The 17643-nt window shown below is 66.3% G+C and carries 14 protein-coding genes; 2 read left to right on the top strand and 12 right to left on the bottom strand.

Going from position 1 to position 17643, the window contains the following annotated elements; all coding sequences use genetic code 11:
- Positions 1 to 231 precede the first annotated feature (231 nt).
- The gene (locus HD842_RS05510) at positions 232 to 1029 is read left to right on the top strand and encodes a hypothetical protein (RefSeq protein WP_183551990.1); all 798 of its coding nucleotides are present in this window, start codon (positions 232 to 234) and stop codon (positions 1027 to 1029) included.
- A 12-nt stretch (positions 1030 to 1041) separates the two neighbouring features.
- Here the strand turns inward: HD842_RS05510 and HD842_RS05515 are convergent, their stop codons facing one another.
- The 11 genes from HD842_RS05515 to wrbA all read right to left on the bottom strand — a co-directional run bounded on the left by HD842_RS05515 (position 1042) and on the right by wrbA (position 15306).
- Positions 1042 to 2640, bottom strand: a complete 1599-nt coding sequence (locus HD842_RS05515) for an Atrophin-1 multi-domain protein (protein ID WP_229424606.1) — start codon at positions 2638 to 2640, stop codon at positions 1042 to 1044.
- A gap of 61 nt (positions 2641 to 2701) precedes the next feature.
- A complete protein-coding gene (locus HD842_RS05520; protein ID WP_183551993.1) occupies positions 2702 to 3496 on the bottom strand; it encodes a thymidylate synthase in 795 nt (264 codons plus the stop codon).
- A 41-nt stretch (positions 3497 to 3537) separates the two neighbouring features.
- Complete coding sequence (locus tag HD842_RS05525) at positions 3538 to 4671, bottom strand: threonine aldolase family protein (protein WP_183551996.1); 1134 nt, start codon at positions 4669 to 4671, stop codon at positions 3538 to 3540.
- 92 nt (positions 4672 to 4763) lie between these two features.
- Positions 4764 to 6800: a methyl-accepting chemotaxis protein gene (locus HD842_RS05530; RefSeq protein ID WP_183551999.1), complete on the bottom strand. Its 2037-nt coding sequence runs from the start codon at positions 6798 to 6800 to the stop codon at positions 4764 to 4766.
- Between the two features lie 176 nt (positions 6801 to 6976).
- Positions 6977 to 8806, bottom strand: coding sequence for an ABC transporter transmembrane domain-containing protein (locus HD842_RS05535; RefSeq protein WP_183552002.1), 1830 nt, complete (start codon positions 8804 to 8806; stop codon positions 6977 to 6979).
- Positions 8807 to 8824: 18 nt separating this feature from the next.
- On the bottom strand, positions 8825 to 9895 hold the full coding sequence (locus HD842_RS05540; RefSeq protein WP_183552005.1) for a lipocalin-like domain-containing protein: 1071 nt from the start codon (positions 9893 to 9895) through the stop codon (positions 8825 to 8827).
- Positions 9895 to 12444 (bottom strand): FtsX-like permease family protein, encoded by a 2550-nt coding sequence (locus HD842_RS05545; RefSeq protein ID WP_183552008.1) that lies wholly within the window; start codon positions 12442 to 12444, stop codon positions 9895 to 9897. Before HD842_RS05545 ends, HD842_RS05540 begins: the two co-directional genes overlap by 1 nt.
- Positions 12432 to 12770, bottom strand: coding sequence for a DUF4124 domain-containing protein (locus HD842_RS05550; RefSeq protein ID WP_370660792.1), 339 nt, complete (start codon positions 12768 to 12770; stop codon positions 12432 to 12434). The genes HD842_RS05545 and HD842_RS05550 overlap by 13 nt, the downstream gene beginning before the upstream one ends.
- 112 nt (positions 12771 to 12882) lie before the next feature.
- Complete coding sequence (locus HD842_RS05555) at positions 12883 to 14304, bottom strand: FAD-binding oxidoreductase (RefSeq protein ID WP_183552014.1); 1422 nt, start codon at positions 14302 to 14304, stop codon at positions 12883 to 12885.
- Complete coding sequence (locus HD842_RS05560; RefSeq protein WP_183552018.1) at positions 14297 to 14695, bottom strand: DUF2069 domain-containing protein; 399 nt, start codon at positions 14693 to 14695, stop codon at positions 14297 to 14299. The genes HD842_RS05555 and HD842_RS05560 overlap by 8 nt, the downstream gene beginning before the upstream one ends.
- A complete protein-coding gene (gene wrbA, locus HD842_RS05565) occupies positions 14695 to 15306 on the bottom strand; it encodes an NAD(P)H:quinone oxidoreductase (RefSeq protein ID WP_183552021.1) in 612 nt (203 codons plus the stop codon). The genes HD842_RS05560 and wrbA overlap by 1 nt, the downstream gene beginning before the upstream one ends.
- 78 nt (positions 15307 to 15384) lie before the next feature.
- Between wrbA and HD842_RS05570 the strand changes: the two genes are divergently transcribed.
- Positions 15385 to 16818, top strand: coding sequence for a YihY family inner membrane protein (locus HD842_RS05570; protein WP_370660793.1), 1434 nt, complete (start codon positions 15385 to 15387; stop codon positions 16816 to 16818).
- Here HD842_RS05570 and HD842_RS05575 read toward each other — a convergent pair.
- Positions 16811 to 17608, bottom strand: coding sequence for an alpha/beta fold hydrolase (locus HD842_RS05575; protein WP_183552022.1), 798 nt, complete (start codon positions 17606 to 17608; stop codon positions 16811 to 16813). The two genes, HD842_RS05570 and HD842_RS05575, sit on opposite strands and share 8 nt — an antisense overlap.
- Between the last annotated feature and the right edge of the window lie 35 nt (positions 17609 to 17643).

The following is a 17643-nucleotide window of genomic DNA, read 5'->3' on the forward strand; positions in this document are numbered from 1 at the left end:
CGTCGCGATCGAGACTTGTGTTTCTCGTAAAGCGAGATCGGGAAACTCCAGCACTGCCAACCGAAAGACAATCGTCATGACATTCAGCGGCAATCGTATTGACGAGCACCACTGTTTAAATACTTCAGGTCGAATCAAATGGCACTATTGGCATGCCGGGAGAACGCGCCAGATACCGTGTTGGCTGTGCTTCGTGCAAGGCGGTAGGATAGGGAAATTGCAAGATATGGCATGATCGAGGCCAGCCCGAGCGTGAGGAAAACGATGTCGAACCCAATCAAACCCAATGTGATCCTGATGTCGGCAACGATCACGCCATCGAAGGACATGCCCGGCTCGACGCGGATGGATCCGGCGATCCGCATGAACGACTATATCGAGGCGCTCCGGTACTACGAGGGCGTAGCACCCGAGGTGGTCGACCGGATCGTCTTTCTCGAGAATTCCGACACCGACCTGACACCGCTGAAAAACGCGCTGCAGCGCAAGTCGTACAAGAACGTGGAATTCATCAGCGTCAGTTCGGATTATCCGCCGTCCCGAGGCAAGGGCTATGGCGAATTCAGAATGTTCGATGAAGGCCTGCTCGCCAGCGAATCCATCAAGGCGGACGATCATATCTGGAAAGTAACCGGGCGCTTGAAAATTTTAAATATCAAGCAATTGATCTGCTCGGCACCAGCCGACTATGAGGTGTATTGCGATCTCAGGGACGTCCCGCTCATTGGCGAGTCGTTGGGTGGCAATCTGTGGATGGAATTGCGGACGTTTGCATTCCGTCGCGACGCCTACGACCGGTATTTCCGTGGCGAATTTTCCAAATCATTTGTGCTTGAAAAGAAATTCTTTCAAACTATGAAAGAGGAATTGAAAAAGCGGAATAAGCAAATCATTCCGCGTTTTCGCGTGCAGCCGATTATCGATGGGTATTCCGGGTATTCCAACGCAAATTATCGCAGTGCCAGTTACAGGGCAAAGGAGAAACTGCGTATGGTCGCCCGAACCATCGCGCCGGGCTTATGGTTGTGATCGCAATCGATCTCAAGGCACCTTGACCAGCGATGCCTTGACGGACGACGCGCCGCCAGTACCGCCAGCACCACTGGTCGCGGTCAGCGTCAACTTCGCGTCGGCAGGCCATGTGAACTGTGTGGATTGTCCGTTCTGCAAGTCTTTGGTCGCTTCGGTCACGGCGCCATTACTGGTGACCTGCAGGCGCAACGTGGCGCCGCCGGTCGCACTGACCGACAGTTCAACGTGAGCGCCTTGCGGTGGTAGCGCCCAGTTGACGCGGGTCAAACCAGCGTTACTCCCATTGACATACACGGTCTTGCCGCTCGCCGGTTCGAACACGAGACGCTGTCCGGCCGTATCGTAGGCGGCCGTGCCGGTGCCCGACTGGCGCGACCATGGACCCCGCATCGACAGGATATTCATGTTCTGTTGCGCCTTGATCGCCGCGTTGGCTGCGTTGCCGTTGCCATCGACCCAACCCTGTACCGCCGTCACCTGGCGCAGGCTGGCACGAATCTGGTCGAGCTGGCTGGCGATCTTGCCATCCCAGCCGGTGGGCATCAGGTGGAAGCCGGCGTCGTTTTCAACATAGATCACGAACGGCGTGCCAGTGTTGTAATCGACCACATAGGCCCCGTACATTTTGAGGGTCTCGACGATCTTCTTCAGGTCGGGATTGGTGATCTCGCTGCTGTCGAAGCTGCGCGGCAGCATGATCAGCGCGCCCTGGGGAATGGCGCCGGTATTCGCCGCTGCCGTGTTGTCGGCCGAGGTCGCAGGAAAGATGTAGGCAGGGCTGGTGACCCCATTGGCCAGGCCATTTTTCGTCAGTGACATTGCCAGCGCATGCGGGTAGGCGGCCAGACCATCCTTGATTTCATGCTTGCGAATCAGGCCAGCCGACGCCGGAATGCCCACCGCCCGGGCGCCCTGGTAATAGTGCGCGGGATCGCCCCAGCCATTGCCGGACAGCTTGCTCCATGAATACAGCGCTGCCGTCCAGCGGCCATCCTTCTGCTTCAACTGCCAGAACGAATGGATGGTCTGCGTCACCGGGTCGACGATGTCGGCATGGCCATCCGTGCCCGAGGCCGGCAACACGCCGGCAGGCCAGCGGGGCAGGGTGATGACGCGGTTGCCGCCATTGTCCGGGTCGGCAACCCCCACCGTGTGCGCATCGGTGGAGCCAGGCCCGACGATGGTCATGGGCTTGTCCGTCGTCGACGCAAGGAACACGCCGGTCGAATAGGCACCCGACGCGACCGTAGGGAAGTAGCTCGACCGGGGGATCACGAACGTACCGAACGTCGGATTGACCGGACGCGCATTCCACAAGGACGTGGCTGCGTAAGGGCGCAGATAACTGCCAAACGGCGCAGCGCTTGCGCTCGCACTCGTACCTGTGGATGCTTTTGCCGCGCTCGCGTGCGCCACGGTGGCGCCGTGCACGGATGACCCGATGGGTTCGGCTTTTCCCTGCACGGGCAGGTTGCCGCTTGCCGGCGCTGCATCGGACAGGCCGCCGTGCCGGCTGGTCGCTGGGCCGGCGCCGTCGCAGGCGGCCAGCGCAGTACAGACCAGGGGCGCAAGCAAGCGCAGCATCAGCGCATTCGGTGGAAATGTCATGGGGATCCCGTCAGGTTGTGGTGGCGGGCGCCATGGCGCCCGCCTGTCAGGCCGGGCGCCGTCAGACTGCTACCGGCGCCTTGATGCCCGGATGCGGGTCGTACCCGGTGATCTCGAAATCGTCGAAGCGGTAGTCGAACAGCGAGTCGGGTTTGCGCTTGATGACCAGTTGCGGCAACGCGCGCGTCTCGCGCGACAATTGTAGCTCGACCTGCTCCATGTGGTTGGCGTACAGGTGGCAATCGCCCCCGGTCCAGATGAAGTCGCCCACTTCCAGGCCCGCCTGCTGCGCCATCATGTGGGTCAGAATCGCATACGAGGCGATATTGAATGGCACGCCCAGGAAGATGTCGGCGCTGCGCTGGTACAGCTGGCACGACAGCTTGCCGTCGGCCACGTAGAACTGGAACAGTGCATGGCAGGGCGGCAGCTTCATCGACGGCACGTCCGCCACGTTCCAGGCCGAGACGATCATGCGGCGCGAATCGGGCGTGGTGCGGATCTGCTCGAGCACCTGCGCGATCTGGTCGATATGCTCGCCGGTGGGCGTTGGCCAGTTACGCCACTGGTAACCGTACACGGGCCCCAGATTGCCATCGGCGTCGGCCCATTCGTCCCAGATCGATACGCCGTTTTCCTTCAGGTACGCGATATTGGTCGAGCCCTGCAGGAACCAGATCAGTTCATGGATGATCGACTTCAGGTGCACTTTCTTGGTCGTCAGGAGCGGGAAGCCTTCCTGCAGATTGAAGCGCATCTGGTAGCCGAATACCGAGCGGGTGCCGGTGCCGGTGCGGTCGGTTTTGGTGGCGCCATGCTGCTGGACATGGCGCATGAAGTCGAGATATTGGCGCATTGCGGGTTGTGTGATGAAGGAACTAACAACCCGTCATTCTATCATCCGGTGCAAATGGGGTCGCTCGGGGCGCCGTGGCCGGTAGCCGGTGGCGCGGCCAGGCGATCGGCAAAGCGTTGCAACGCCAGGCGAAGCGCGTCATCGGGCATCGCCAGCAGGTTGTCACCCACGTAGATTTCGACGACGCTGGTATCGGGTAGCGCGCCGTGGGCGGCGCGGTTGTACAGCCAGATACCATGCTCGGCCGCCAGCGCATCGCGGATCGCCAGCGCATGATCGCGCGATACAGGCAGATGCAGGTGCAGCATATTCGCCTGGGGCGCGGCCGGGTTCACGCGGATCGCCGGGTGCGCGCGCAGCGCGGCATACAAGTGCTGCGTGCGTTTGAAATAATCGGGCATGGCCGCCAGGCGCGCGTCGAAGTCCATCGCGGCGGCCACCACGTACGGGGAGCGGTGTATGACGTTCCCACCCTGGCGCCGGAACCATTCGGCGCAGCGCGCCACGAACTCGCTGCTGCCGGCCAGCATCGCGCCGCCCAGGCCACCGAGGCCCTTGTACAGCGAGACATACACCGAATCGAAGCCGGCCGCGATCTGCGCCGCGCTGCGCCCATACCCGGCCGCCGCTTCCCACAGGCGCGCGCCGTCCATGTGCAGGTGGATGCCGCGCTCACGGCAGCCGCGCTTGATCGCCTCGAGTTCGTCCCAGGGCGAGAGCTGGCCGCCGATTTCGCGCATGGGAATCTCGAGGCCCACGGCGCCCAGGCGGTCCGGCACGTCCAGCAGATCGGCGGCCGTCCATGGCCGGTGCCGGTCGCCCACGGGCAGCGCCTGGAAGTGGTCGAGTAACTGGTAGTTGGCCCGTTCGTGGACGAAGATGTGCGAGGTCGGGTGCAGCGCCACAAGGCGGCTGGCGCGCTCGAGGCAGGCCAGGCGTAGCGCCGTCACCTGCGCCATCGTGCCGCTGACGCAGAACACGGCGGCCTCGAAGCCGAGCGTGGCCGCAACCTTGGCCTCCAAGGACTGGATCAGGTCGCCATTGCCATACACGTCGTGATCGATGTCGTGCTGCTCGCACCAGGCGGCCATCGCTGCAAAATGTTCGGCAGGACGGCGCTGGCGATGGCCGGGGAAGATCGTGTGGCAGCGGCGCTGCAGGGCGGATTCTGACAAGGGGCACTCCGAAGGAACAGGAACGCTACTCTACACCGCGCCGGGCCGGCACAGGAAGTGCCCGGCCGGATGGCCGGGCGCAGAATGGTCCATCAGCCGTGGCTCAGCGCCGGGCGGCGTGGCGTCGATGCCGGTGCAGCGTGGCCGAGGCTCGGGCCGTCTTCGGCCAGGCGGAAGCTGCGCACCGAGCGGGCGAGGGCGTCGGCCTGCTCGTGCATTGCCTGCGCCGCAGCACTGGCTTCTTCGACCAGTGCCGCATTCTGCTGCGTGGTCGTGTCCATCTCGACGACGGCGCGGTTGATTTCCTCGATGCCCTGGGTCTGTTCCTGGCTGGCGTTGCTGATCTCGGCCATGATGTCGGTGACGCGCTGCACGCTCGTGAGCACTTCCTGCATCGTGGTGCCGGCCTGCGCCACCAGCGCGCTGCCGGCGCCCACTTCCTGGTTCGAGGCGTCGATCAGGCCCTTGATTTCCTTGGCTGCTGCGGCCGAACGCTGCGCCAGGTTGCGCACTTCGGACGCCACGACCGCAAAACCGCGACCCTGTTCGCCGGCGCGCGCCGCTTCGACGGCCGCATTCAGTGCCAGGATATTGGTCTGGAACGCGATGCCATCGATGACGCTCGTGATGTCCGAAATCTTGCGCGAGGCAACCGTGATGGAATCCATGCGGGCGACCACTTGCGAGACGGTATCGCCGCCTTTCTGGGCCACGCTTGACGCGCTGCGGGCAAAGTCATTGGCCTGACGCGCATTGTCAGCGTTCTGGCGCACGGTCGTGGTCAGCTCGTCCATCGACGACGCGGTCGTGGCCAGGCTGGCGGCTTGCTCTTCGGTGCGGCTGCACAGGTCCAGGTTGCCGGTCGAAATCTGCTGCGAGGCGGCGGCAATGTGCTCGGCGCCGTCGCGCACCTTGCCGACCACGCCCGAGAGGCTTTCGCCGATCTCGTTGATGGCCACGGTCAGGCGACCGATTTCATCGTTGTTGCGGGGCGCGATCCGGGCGGTCAGGTCGCCGCCGGCGATGCGGCGTGCGATTTCTTCGACGGCGGCCAGTGGGCGCGTCACCGTCGAACGCACCAGCAGGTAGAGCAGCGTGGCCAGCACACCCAGCGCGCCCAGGCCCAGCAGGATGAAGCGGTTGCGCAGTTCGGAGGCGGCAGCCGTGATCTCGTCGATATAGGTGCCGCCGGCGATGACCCAGTTCCAGTCTTTCATGTAGGTGTAGGCCGCAAATTTTTCGCGCGAGCCGCTTTCTCCCGGGTTCTGCCAGTCGTAGCGGACGGTGCCTTCCTTCTTCTCCAGCATTTCCTTGATGAACTCGTGACCGTTGGCCGACTTGCTGTCGAGGATATTCTTGCCTTCGCTCTTCGGGTGCACGAGCAGGTCGCCGTAGGTCTTGCCGGGCGCTGCCGACAGCACGTAGAAGTAGCCGCTGTCGCCGACCTTGATCGCCTTGACGCGCTCCTTCAGGAAGGCGATGTCCTGGCTGATGTTGACGCCCACGTAGAGTGCGCCGACGACCTTGCCGGCGGCGTCGCGCACCGGCTCGTACTGCGTGATGAACTGCTTGCCGAACAGCGAGGCCAGGCCGACATAGGTGCGGCCTGCGCGCAGCGCGGCGTAGGCTGGCGCCGTCTTGTCCAGGGCCGTACCGACGGCGCGGTCGCCGTTTTCCTTCTTGACCGACGTGGTCACGCGCACGAAGTCATCACCGGCGACGGCGAACACGGTGGCGTTGGCGCCGGTGCGTTCGGTGAAGCTGTCGGGGACGGCGAAGTCCAGGTTCAGCGCCTTGCCATCCAGGTTCAAGGTGGGTACCTGGCGGCCGCCGATGTCCACGGTCGTTGCCTCGTCGAGCGCATACGCGCCCGGCAGGCCGGCGCTGAAGATGCGGCCGAAACTGACGGCCTGGCTCGACACGGTCTTGTTGAACAGTTCGACCGTATTGGCGACGCCTTTGAGCTCGCTTGACACGCTATCCATCGCGCGCTTTTCCAGCATGCTCGATGTGGACAGGGTGATTGTGCCGATCAGCACGGCGATGATGACGCCTGCCAGGGCGAAGGTGACGGCGCTGATGCGGGTGCCTACGCTCCAGCTGGCTAAACTATATTTTTGGTTGCTCATGAAAGTCGAGTGATGATGGAGGGTATAACCCCGGATCATACGCTCCAACCTTTTCACAAGGCAATATTTAGTGAGTTTTGGCAGTCTTTTGCGCTGTGTCTATACAACGATCCAACGCAATGTGACGAGAAGTCACAATTTAGTTGCCAATACCCGCGCTAACTTCGGGGTTTCGGTCAGGCCGCCACGGGCGCGTGCGCCTGGAACTGCAGGGCGGCCAGGTTGGCATACACGCCGCGCAGCGCGACCAGTTCGTGGTGCGTGCCCATCTCGACGATCTTGCCGCCATCGAGCACGACGATGCGATCGGCGCGCTGCACGGTGGCCAGACGGTGGGCGATGATGATCGTGGTACGCCCGATCATCGCCGCTTCGAGCGCACGCTGCACGAGGCGTTCCGATTCGGCGTCGAGCGCGCTGGTGGCCTCGTCGAGCAGCAGCAACGGCGGGTTCTTCAGCAGCGCGCGCGCGATGGCGATACGCTGGCGCTGGCCGCCCGACAGGCGTACGCCTCGCTCGCCCAGGAACGAGCGGTAGCCTTCCGGCAGGCGCTCGATGAATTCGTGGGCGGCGGCCATGCGCGCCGCCGCGATCACTTCGTCGTCGGTGGCGTCGGGGCGGCCGTAGCGGATGTTTTCCATTGCGTCGAGCGAGAACACGACCGTATCCTGCGGCACGATGCCGACCGCGCCCCGCAGCGTCTGCAGCGTCAGGTCGCGTACATCGACGCCATCGAGGCGGATGCTGCCCGATTGCGGATCGTAAAAGCGCAGCAGCAGCTGGAACAGCGTGGTCTTGCCGGCGCCGGACGGGCCGACGACGGCCACCGTTTCACCGGGCTGGATCTCGAGCGCCAGGTGCGACAGCGCCGCTTCCTGCAGGCGTGACGGGTAGGCGAAGGTGACATTGTCGAGCGTCACGCGCGCGCCATTGGCGGTGCGGGCAGGCAGCGTGGCCGGGTGGGGCGGGTCCTGGATGTCCGAGCGGGCGCCCAGGAGTTCGAGCAGGCGCTCGGTGGCGCCGGCGGCGCGCTGGGCGTCGCCCATCACTTCCGACAAGGCGCCGACCGAACCGGCGACGATGCCAGCGTACAGAATGAACTGCCCGAGCTCGCCGCCGGTCATGGTCCCGGCAATCACGGCGTGCGCGCCCAGCCACAGCACGAACACGATCGCACCGAAGATCAGCACGATCGCCAGGAGCGTCAGCGTTGCCCGCGCGCGGATGCGGCGCATGGCGGTGGTGAACGCGCTTTCGACTTCGACGCCAAAGCGCCCGGCCTCGTAACCTTCACGCGTGAAGGCCTGGACGGTCGGCATGGCGTTGAGGATTTCACCGGCGACGGCCGAGGCATCCGCGATGCGGTCCTGCGAATCGCGCGACAGCTTGCGCACGCGGCGGCCGAACAGCACGATCGGCAGCACGACCAGCACCAAGAGGCCCAGGATGATCGATGTCAGGCGCGGGCTGGTGATGAACAGCATGACCAGGCCACCGATGAACAGCAACGTGTTGCGCAGCGCGAGCGAGATGCTGGTGCCGACAATCGCCTGGATCAGCGTCGTGTCGGTGGTCAGGCGCGACAGCACTTCGCCGGTGCGCGTGGTCTCGAAGAACTCGGGACTCTGGCGCACCACGTGGCGGTACACGGCGCTGCGAATGTCCGCCGTCACACGTTCGCCGAGCCACGAGACCATGTAGAAGCGCGCGGCCGTGGCCACCGCCAGCACGGCGGCAACGCCGAACAGCGCCAGAAAGGTCGCATTGACATTCTCGATGCCGCGCGCGGTGGCCGAGGCGCCGAAGCCCAGGTCGATCATCTGCTTGAACGCCGCGGGGATCGCCAGCGTGGCGCCGGCTGCGAACAGCAGCGCGATGCCGGCCAGGATGAACTGGCGCCGGTAGGGCGCCATGAACGGGATCAAGCCCTTGAGGGTCGAGAGGCTGCTCTTGCTCGGGATGTCTGCGTCGGGAGAGGCGGTGGAGCTGGTGGTACGCGTCGTCATCGTGTCTTCGTGGGATTCTTATAATTTCATCGGCTGCACATAGCCGGTCATTTCGAGGTAGCCGCGGCCGACGCGGCGCCCGTTCTGCTGGACCGTGACCGCACCTTCCCAGTACACGGCGCCCGTCGAGCGGCGCGAATCGAGTTCCTGGTCGTTCTGCAGCGGCGCGATCTGCCATACCTGGTCGCCGGTGGTGATCGTGGTGGCGATCGGGTAGGTCGCCTGCGTGCGCGGGGACGTCCACAGCGTCTGCGGCGTGAACGTGATCTGCTCCGGCGCGTAATGCGTGACCTTGCCCGCCTTGTCGCGCCGGGTGGCGTGCGCCCATAGTTTACCACCTTGCTTGTCGCGGATCTGGAAAGCCATCAGCGCGCCGCCATCGTCGAGGTTGGCGCCGACCCAGTTCCAGCCCACGGCGTCGGGTTGCAGGGCTTCGCTCGACCACTCGTGATCGAGCCAGGCGCTCCCGGTGACGGCTGTGGCTGCCATGCCGGCGCGGCCCACGCTGCCCGTGACGGCCAATTGCGGTTCGCTGTAGTAGTAACTGGCATGCTGCGCGCTCGGGCCCTTGCGCGAATAGCCGCCCTGGCCTTGTGCCAGCACCGGTTGCGTGGGGCGCAGGCGCAGCTCCAGCGTCAGCTGGTTCGAGCGGATCGTCACGCGGTAGGTGCCATCCTGATCGCGCACCATGCGCCAGTCATCCAGTTTCAGGTCGGTGTTGCCGGGGCGGGCCCAGGCCAGCCCGAAGCCTTCGCGCGCGCTGCGCTGGTCGTGCACGAGGCGCCCGACCGCCGGGTCGGACAGCGCCGCGTGGCCTATCACCAGCTGGCGCGGCGTGAAGTGGCTTGGATTGGCGCCGTCGACGCCGGTGCGGCTGCGAAAGAACGTGACCTGGAAACCCAGCGGGCGCTTGTCGGGCGTCTCAACCCAGCCCGTCACGTACCACCATTCGGTGCGAAACTCGGGATGGGCGCCGTAGTCGCGCGGGAACGTCAGCGCCGCACCGGGCGTGACGGGGGCAAACACGGGCGGTTCGGCCCGCACTGACAGTGCCAGCAGCGACAGCAATACACCTAGGATGAAACGCATTACCAATCCTCTCTGACAGCGCGCACCGGACCGCCCGACAAGTCCTGGCGGCCTGACACGAGCGCGGTGGCGATGGACGCGATCACCAGCACCGCGGCCACGCTGCCCAGCAGTGGCCAGGGCAGGTGCAGGCCCATGGTCCAGTGGAACGACTGCGGGTTGATCACGAATACCAGGATCAGGCTGATGGTCAGCCCGAGCACGAAACCGGCGATGACGCCCAGGCCGGTGAGCAGGCCGCCTTCGAAGGCGAGCAACTGCAGAACCTGGCGCCGCGTGACGCCGACGTGGCGCAGCATACCGAATTCTCGCGCCCGTGCCAAAGTCTGGGCCGAAAAACTGGCCGCGATGCCTGACAGCCCGATCGCGATCGCGATCGCCTCCAGCAAGTACGTGACGGCGAAACTGCGGTCGAAAATTTTCAGGCTCGCGGCGCGGATGTCGCCCGGGCGCATGAAGGTGAGCGCCGCGCCGAACGGCAGCGCGCGCAAACGGGTTTCCAGCGCGGCCGCGTCGACCCCGTCGCCGGTCCACAGCGCCGCGTCGGTGACATCGCCTTCGCCGGTCAGCTTGCGGTAGTCGGCCAGCTGGATGACGACCGAACCGCTCTGGTTCGCGTAATCGCGCCAGGCGCCGGCCACAAAGAACGGCGTCTCGGCGCCGCCCAGCGGCAGGCGCAGCGTCTGGCCGACGCGCGCGCCGTACAGGTCGAGCAGCGCCTCGGATACCCAGGCCGGCCGCGCGCCGGCAGGAATCGGCGCACTCGCGCCCACCAGATACAACAGGCGCGCCGGATCGCGCACGTCGATGTCGCGCGCGATGACGACGACCGGCGGACGCTCGGGTGCCAGGGACACGCGCCGGGTGCGCAGGAACTGGATCTGCTGGACGCCGGGCAGCGCGGTGAGCGCCGTCTGCTGCGCCGGGCTCAAATAACCGGTGCCGCCGGCGTCGACCGTGCGCACATACAAATCGGCGGGCAGGATATGCCCCATCCAGTCGTCGACCGAGACCCGGAAGCTCGAGACCATGATCCCCATTGCCACCATCAGGCTGAAACTGGCCAGGATGCCGCCCAGCGCGATCGAGGCCTGGCCTGGCGCATTGGCCAGGCGCCCCAGCGACAGCGCCAGTACCGGCAGCGGATGCCGCTTTTTTGCCAGCAGCGCTTCGAGCGCGCGGAACGTGACGGCGGCAAAGCGCGGCATCAGGCCGATACCGCCCACGAGCAGCAGCGCGATCGCCAGGTAGCCAAACAGCGGCAGCTCGAACACGGGCGGCGCAAAGGCGAACAGCGCGGCGATCGCCAGGCACGCAAGCGACGGCCAGACGCGCGCCAGGCGCGACAGCGGCGCTTCGTCGGCGCCGGACTTGATCGCCACCGCCGGCCGGGCACGCGCCGCTTCCCACGCCGGCGCCAGGCAGCCGAGCAAGGCCACGCCCAGGCCCAGGCCGAAGAAGACGATGGCGGCGCCGGGCGTGAACGCGACCTGCGGACGGATGCCGGGGAAATAGCCGGCGCCCAGGTCGCCGCCAAAATAATGCAGCGCGGTGGCGGCCAGCGCGTAGCCGGCGCTGATCCCGAGCAGGCTGCCGGCCACGCCCAGGCTCGCGCCTTCGAGCAGCACCTGACGCAGCAACTGGCCCCGTTCGAACCCAAGCACGCGCAGCAGCGCGAACTGGCTGCGCCGGCGCATGACCGACAGCGCCTGGGTCGAGAACACGAGGAAGGCGCCGGTGAACAGCGCCACCAGCGCCAGCACCGTCAGATTGACGCGGTAAGCACGACTCATGTTCGACGTGCGGCTTTCCTGGTCGGCATCGTTCGGCTGGCCAACGGTGAAGCGGCCCGGCCAGGTGCGCTCGAGATCGGCCGTCAGTGCGCGCTGGAACGCGGCGCGGTCGACGCCGCTGCGCAGCTTGAGGTCCACGCGCGACAGTTTGCCGACACGTTCGAGGCGCCATTGCAGCGCGCCGATATCCATCACGGCCAGGCGCTGGCCGCTGCGGGCCCGCTGCACGGGGCCGGCCACCCGCAGCGTGATGACGCGGGTGCCGGCGCGCAGATTGAGTGTGTCGCCGCGCCGCTTGCCCAGCCACGCTTCGGCGGCCGGCGACAGGAACAGCGCATCGTCGGCCAGTACGTCCAGCATGCGGCCGTTGCCCGGCACGCCGGTCAGGTCGGGCGAGATGAAGCCGGCGCGAAAGGCATCGATGCCGATGATGCGCAGCGGCGTGTCCTGGCCCGGCACGCCCGCCTGCACGTCGAGAATGGGGGCGGCCACCGCGACGTCCGGGTGGCTGGCCAGCTGCGGGTACACCGCTTCGTCGAACAGCAGTTCGCGTCCCTGGACCTGGATGTCGGCCTGGCCCGACAGGCTCTTGACGGCGGCCGAGAATTCATTGAAGGCGGCCGCGTTGATCAGGTGGATGGCAAAGCCCATCGACACGCCAACGGCAATCGCCGCAATCGCCACCAGCGCGCGGACCGGGTGCGCACGCCACTCGCCGAGCAGCAGCCAGCGCGTGAGCCGGCTCAACCCGGGCATTCGACCGCCAGTGTCTCAACCATGCGGCGCGCCTTGATGCGCGCGATGGCTTTCGCATCATCGCTGCTGCGTGCCAGGTCTTCATCAGCCCAGCGTGCCTGCAGACGCAGCTTGTCGCAGCGCTTGCGTAGGGCCAGCGCGACGCGGCCGGCGCGCTCGAATTCATGCGCGTCACGCGCAGCCTGCGCGGTGCGTGCCCCATCGATGGTCGCCAGTGCGGTGCGGGCGGCAGCGAGGCGCGCGGCCTGCACGGGATCGGGCTGCGGGGCGGGCGGCAGCGCGAGCGGCGCGCCGGTGCCAGGGCAGGGTCGGTCCGCGTAACTCACGTGTGCTCCGTCATGACATTTGTAGACCGCGCCGGCCGTGGCCAGCCGGCACACGGCGCAGCACGCCGCGCACAATACAAGACACCACAGGCAACGCATGGCAGGCTCCCGGTCATAGTATTTTCCCGGGATTCATGATGCCCAGCGGGTCGAGCGCGGTTTTGATGGCACGCATCATGCCAAGTTCGACCGGCGACTTGGTGCGCGCCAGTTCGTCGCGTTTCAGCGCGCCGATGCCATGCTCGGCCGAGATCGAGCCGGCAAACGCGACCACCGCGTCGTGGACGATCCGGTTGACCGTATCCTGCTCCAGCAGGAACGCTTCGTGCGCGACACCCGCTGGCGGCGCGACGTTGTAGTGCAGGTTGCCGTCGCCCAGGTGGCCGAACGTCACCAGCACGCAGCCCGGGAACGCCCGGTCGAGCGCGGCGTCGGTGTGCGCGATGAAATCCGGAATCGTCGAGACCGGCAACGAGATATCGTGCTTGATGTTCTTGCCGGCCGCCGCCTGTGCCAATGGGATGTGTTCCCGCAGGCGCCACAGGCTCAGTGCTTGCTGGCTGGATGTTGCCACGACGGCGTCGCGCGCGATGCCGTCTTCCAGCGCGGCGCCGATGCCGGATTCGAGCAGCGCCTGCGCGTGCGCTTCCGACTCATTGCTCGACAATTCCACGAGCGCATATTGCGGGTGGCGCATGGCGAACGGTTGTGGCAGGGCCGGGAACTGTTGCGCGACCAGATCCATGCAGACGGCTGACATCAGCTCGAAGCCCGTCAGCGATGCGCCGCAGCGCGGCTGCAGCAAATTCAGCAATGCCAGCGCCTGGCGCGGCGAGTCCAGCGCGACAAGGGCCGTGAGCATGCCGCGCGGCGCCGGGAACAGTTTCAGGACGGCCGCCGTGATGACGCCCAGCGTGCCTTCGGCACCGATGAACAGGTCGCGCAGCGCGTAGCCCGTATTGTCCTTGCGCAGCCCGCGCAGCCCATCCCACACGTCGCCCTGGGCATTGACGACTTCGAGGCCCAGGCACAGGTCGCGCGTGTTCCCGTAACGCAGCACGGCGGTGCCGCCGGCATTGGTCGACAGGTTGCCGCCAATCGTGCATGACCCCTCGGCGGCCAGCGACAGCGGATACAGCATGCCGGCCGCTGCCGCCGCGGCCTGGATGTCGGCCAGGATGCAGCCGGCCTCGACCGTCATGGTGCGGTTGGCCGGGTCGATCGCGCGGATGCGGTTCAGGCGGCGCAGCGACAGCACGATGGCGTCGCCCGACGTATCGGGCACGCTGCCCATGACCAGGCCGGTACGGCCGCCTTGCGGGACGATGGGGACACCGGTGCCGGCGCACAGGCGCACGACGGCGGCCACCTGATCGGTGTCGAGCGGCAGCACGACAGCGCGCGCGCGGCCACTGTAGCGGCCGCGCCAGTCGGCCAGGTAGCCCGCCATGTCGGCCTGATCCGTGATGACATGGCCGACGCCCACGATGGAGCGCAGCCCTTGCAGGAAGGCGACCGCTGACTGGTCAACCATGCGGGACTTTGACCTTGTCCAGCAATTCCTTGGCCATGCGCTGCGCTTCTTTCTTGAACGGGCGCAGATACAGCAGGGCGCAGACGTAGAACACGACCACCAGCACGACTTCACCGATGGCCATCTGGCGCGACAGCGGATTGGTATCGGCCCAGGCCCGCACGGCGCCTTCGGCAAAGTAAATCAGGATCAGCATCGATGACCATTGCAGCGTGTACAGGTCGCGCTTGATCACGCCGCGCAGTGGCAGCAGCAACGGCAGCGCTTTCAGGGCCAGCAGCCAGCTGCCCGGCTGGAGCGGTGCGACGAACGCTTCCCACGCCACCAGCCAGCCGATCAGCCAGACCAGGCTGAGTACCGCGCCGATATGAAAGACTCTGCCTTTGCCCATTATTGACCTTCGTGCAGTTTAAGGGCCGCGGTTGCCAGGCGGCGACCAAGCGCGATCGACAAGGCGCGCTCGTCCTCGGTGATGGCGCGTTTGCCATCGACGCCGGCCCAGTGGGTGGCGCCATACGGGCTGCCGCCGCTGGCGGTGTTCATCAGTTCGGGGTGCGTGTACGGCAAGCCCATCACGAGCATGCCGTGGTGCAGCAGGGGAATCATCATCGACAGCAGCGTTGCCTCTTGCCCGCCATGCAGGCTGCCGGTGGACGTGAACACGACGGCCGGCTTGCCGGAGAGCGTGCCATTGACCCACTCGGCGGCGGTGCCGTCGAGGAAGTACTTCATGCTCGAGGCCATATTGCCAAAGCGCGTGGGCGAGCCCAGCGCGAGGCCCGCGCATTCGGCCAGGTCGGCCGCCTCGACATACGGCGCGCCATCCTCGGGGATGGACGGTGCAGTCGCTTCTGCCACCGATGACACGGCGGGCACGGTGCGCAGGCGCGCCTCGGCGCCGGGGACGCTGTCGACGCCCTGGGCGATCAGTTCTGCCAGCTTGCGCGTGGCGCCGTGGCGGGAGTAGTACAAAACCAGGATGCTCAAAGGGTTCGTGTTCATCCTTGGTATTATAGTGCGCTTTGTTGAAGTGACATGCCCGGGTTGACGCCCAATTCGTGGCCTGAATCGGGTATTTCCATGGCCATGCCGAACCAACCGCCGCAGCATCCTTCCCACACTGCTACCGACAGCGCCGACGGCAGCCTTGAGGTCAGTCTCGAGCGCGGCCTGACCCGCGCCGAGGCCAAAGATCTGGTGCGCTTTGCGCTGCGCCGCCTGCGCGAAGAGCGCCTGCCGCAGGTTGCCGGCAGCCTGACATTTACGACCACGCTGGCGCTGGTGCCACTGCTCACGATCGTGCTGGCTATTTTCACGATGTTCCCGGCGTTCGGCCAGGTGCGCACGATGGTCGATGCCTGGTTCGTGCAGAACCTGATGCCGCCGGCCATTGCCAGCACGATCAGCGGCAATCTGACCCAGTTCGCCAGCAAGGCCAAGGGCCTGTCGGCGCTGGGCGCCGTGGCGCTGCTGTTCACGACGGCCGCGACCATGAGCCTGATCGAGCGGGTCTTCAACCAGATCTGGGGCGTGCGCCAGCCCCGTCCGTGGACCCAGCGCCTGCTGGTCTACTGGGCCTTGATCACGCTGGGTCCGATCCTGTTCGGAGCCTCGCTCAGTTTCACGTCGCAGCTGGTGGACGTCACGGGCGGGCTGGAGCGCGATGCCAGCGTGCTGGCCACGCTGGCCTTCACCCTTGCCTCGATTGCCGCGACGACAGGTGGCTACACGCTGCTGTACGTGGCGGTGCCCAATCGCCATGTCACCTGGCGCGACGCGTTCTGGGGCGCGCTCGCCGCCGCGATCGCGTTCGAAGTCGCCAAGCGCGTGTTTGGCCTCTTCATCCGCCAGTTTCCGACCTACGCGATCATCTATGGCGCGCTGGCAGCGCTGCCGTTGTTCCTGGTCTGGATCTATGTCACGTGGATGATCACGCTGGTGGGCGCCTTGCTGACGGCGGCGCTGCCGGTCGTCAAATACGAACGCTGGTGGTATCAGGCGGCGCCCGGCGGCGCCTTCGTCGACGCGATGTCGGTGCTGAAGGTCCTGCACGGCAGCGCAAAGTTGAGTGGCACGGCGCTCGTGTCCGGCAGCACCATCCGCCATCACACGCGCATCGGTTACAACGAACTGGCGCGCCTGCTGCACCGGATGGTGGCCGAAGGCTGGGTCGGGCGCGTGCACGACCAGGCGCCGGCGAAGATCAGCTGGCGCCACACCAAGCGCGCCAGCCAGGAGCACTGGGTGCTGCTGGCCGACCCGGACACGCTGCGCCTGGCCGACGTGTACCGCCTGTTCGTGTTCGACTTCGCGGTGGAGGAGGCCGTGCAGCGCGAAGAAGAGGCCAGCCCCGATACCGCCCTGTCGCTCGACACCGGCGCGCTGGCGCGCCGGGTCGAAGAGGCGGTCGAGGCCGGGCTGGGCGAAACCCTGCGTGAGCACTTCGGCGATACTGGCGACACTGGCGATGCCGGGGACGCCGACGCCGACGCGGCGGCCGCGCCGGTCAGCTGATTAGTCGTTCAGCCTGCGCCAGCAGCGCGTTCGAGACCGCCTCGGGTGCTTCCTGCATCATCGCGTGACCCGTTTCGACGGTGACGACGGTGACGACGGTTGCATGCGCGATCGCGTCCGTCAGTGCACCCGCCTTGCGCGGCGGCGTCATCTTGTCCTGCGTTCCCTGCACGAATACCACCGGACAGGTGACTGCCGCGGCAGCCGTCATGCCGTTGGCGTACGCATTGCACGCGGCCAGATCGGTGTGCAGCAACGCTTCGCTGCTACCGGCTGCCAGCCGCTGCATCATGTCACGCGCAGCGTCGGCAACCGACGGGTCAGTCGCCGGCGCATGCGACCAGGTCACGACCATGTCGATGGCGGCCTGCTGATCTTCCAGCGCCGTGGCGAGCAGGGCGTCGGCCACCTTCATCGGGAACGTGGCGCCCAGCAGGGCCAGGCCGGCAGCGCGCTGCGGCGCCCGGGACGCCGTTTCCAGCACGACCAGCGAACCCATGCTGTGACCGGCCAGCAGCGCACGCCCGACGCCCGCCGCATCGAGCAGGGCGATCAGCCAGTCGGCCAGCGCCTCGACCGAGCGCATGGCCGGCCCGCCACTGCGTCCATGGCCCGGCAGGTCGGGCGCCAGCACGGCAAAGCCGCGCGCGGCCAGCGCCCGGCTTTGCTGCGTCCACACCGCGTGGTCATTCAGGGCGCCGTGCACCAGCACGACCGTGGGCAGCGCCGGGTCGAACGGGTGGTCGCCGGTATGGCAAAAGGCGGTATGCCCGTCGATCGTGAGTTGCATGTCAGATAGCCTGTCTGGATGGAAGAGCGCCATCC

The sequence above is a fragment of the Massilia aurea genome, from assembly GCF_014200505.1.
Lineage (GTDB): Bacteria > Pseudomonadota > Gammaproteobacteria > Burkholderiales > Burkholderiaceae_D > Telluria > Telluria aurea_B.